Source organism: Natrinema salsiterrestre (assembly GCF_029502005.1).
Taxonomy (GTDB): domain Archaea; phylum Halobacteriota; class Halobacteria; order Halobacteriales; family Natrialbaceae; genus Natrinema; species Natrinema salsiterrestre.
Map to the genome: position 1 here is coordinate 1 of NZ_JAMQOT010000020.1, position 1,969 is coordinate 1,969.

The 1,969-nt window shown below is 56.2% G+C and carries 1 rRNA gene; it reads right to left on the bottom strand.

Annotated features, from left to right (window positions below):
- Nucleotides 1-74 precede the first annotated feature (74 nt).
- Nucleotides 75-1,969: ribosomal RNA gene (locus NDI89_RS23765) — 23S ribosomal RNA — on the bottom strand; the annotation flags it as partial.

Here is a 1,969-nt window from a genome sequence, read left to right on the forward strand (position 1 = left end):
AAGACCGTCATGTACGTGTAGTCCAGTTTGCGTCCGGACCCGTTCTCGCGTCACGGATCCAATGCGATGTAGTATGAATGTGTGGCTCGATCGATTAGTGCTCGCGGGCTCAACACCTCGTTGCCTTGGTGCGTACACCCCGAGTCTATCGAACTCGTCTTCTACGAGTGATCTCAGTGGTATCTCTTTTTCAGGTGGGTTTCGAGCTTAGATGCGTTCAGCTCTTACCCCGTGGTGCGTCGCTGCCCAGCACGTGCCCTTCCGGACAGCTGGTACACGAGTGGCACCCATTCGTAGTTCCTCTCGTACTATACGAACGTTCCCGTCAGATACCGTAACACCCCCAATAGATAGCAGCCGACCTGTCTCACGACGGTCTAAACCCAGCTCACGACCTCCTTTAATAGGCGAACAACCTCACCCTTGCCCGCTTCTGCACGGGCAGGATGGAGGGAACCGACATCGAGGTAGCAAGCCACTCGGTCGATATGTGCTCTTGCGAGTGACGACTCTGTTATCCCTAAGGTAGCTTTTCTGTCAGCAATTGGCCGCATCAAGCAGCCTAATTGGTTCGCTAGACCACGCTTTCGCGTCAGCGTCCGTCGTTGTGCCGGACACTGTCAGACTTCCTTTTGCTCTTGCGCTCTTCCTCGGGTCTCCGACCCGAGTGAGGAAATCTTGGGGCGCGCCCGATATCTTTTCAGGCGCGTACCGCCCCAGTCAAACTGCCCGGCTACCAGTGTCCTCCGCCAGGAGTGAGAGTCGCAGTCACCATCGGGTAGTATTTCAATGCTGGCTCGGTGGGCCGCTAGCGCGGCTACCTGTGTAACGCCTCCTACCTATGCTGCACAATGGCGACCACGTCTCAGTGACAGCCTGCAGTAAAGCTCTATAGGGTCTTCGCTTCCCCTTGGGGGTCTCCAGACTCCGCACTGGAACGTACAGTTCACCGGGCCCAACGTTGGGACAGTGGCGCTCTCGTTGATCCATTCATGCAAGCCGCTACTGAAGCGGCAAGGTACTACGCTACCTTAAGAGGGTCATAGTTACCCCCGCCGTTAACAGGTCCTTCGTCCCCTTGTACGGGGTGTTCAGATACCTGCACTGGGCAGGATTCAGTGACCGTACGAGTCCTTGCGGATTTGCGGTCACCTATGTTGTTACTAGACAGTCGGAGCGCCCGAGTCACTGCGACCTGCCTCTTCGCGAGGCAGGCATCCCTTATTGCGAACGTACGGGACTAACTTGCCGAATTCCCTAACGTCGGTTGATCCCGACAGACCTTGGCTTTCGCCGCCATGAGTACCTGTGTCGGATCTCGGTACGGACAGTGTGCTCGCTTTTTCACGGGCTCTGGGTAGACCTGACTTGCGCGATCCTGCCATTCGAACGCTTCGTGCCATTACGGCTTCCACGCTCTTCGACAGTTCGACTGGGCGAAAGCCCAGCTCAGGCGGCCCCAAAGCGTCAGCTTTGAGTGCACACTGGCATAGGAATATTAACCTATTTCCCTGTTGTCTGCGTCGACTTACGGGCAGACTTAGGACCGGCTAACCCTCAGCTGATCAGCATTGCTGAGGAACCCTTACTCGTTCGGCCGTCGGGGTTCTAACCCGACTAACGCTGCTACTATGACCAGGATTTTCGTTACTGAACGGTCCACACGAGTTCTCACCCGTGCTTCCACCCGAACAGAACGCCAACCTACAAGATTGCGGTGTAAACCGCACTGCTAGGTCTCGGTGGTAGATTTGAGCCCCGATCATTTTGGGCGCCTCAAACCTCGGCCGGTAAGCTGTTACGCTTTTCTTAGAGGGTAGCTGCTTCTAAGCTCACCTCCCGGCTGTCTAGGGCTTGAGACCACCTTCGATCGCACTTAATCTACACTTGGGGACCTTAACCCAGCTCTGGGTTGTCTCCCTCACGGTACACAGGCTTACCCCGTGCACCGGACTCCCTGCGTCAAACG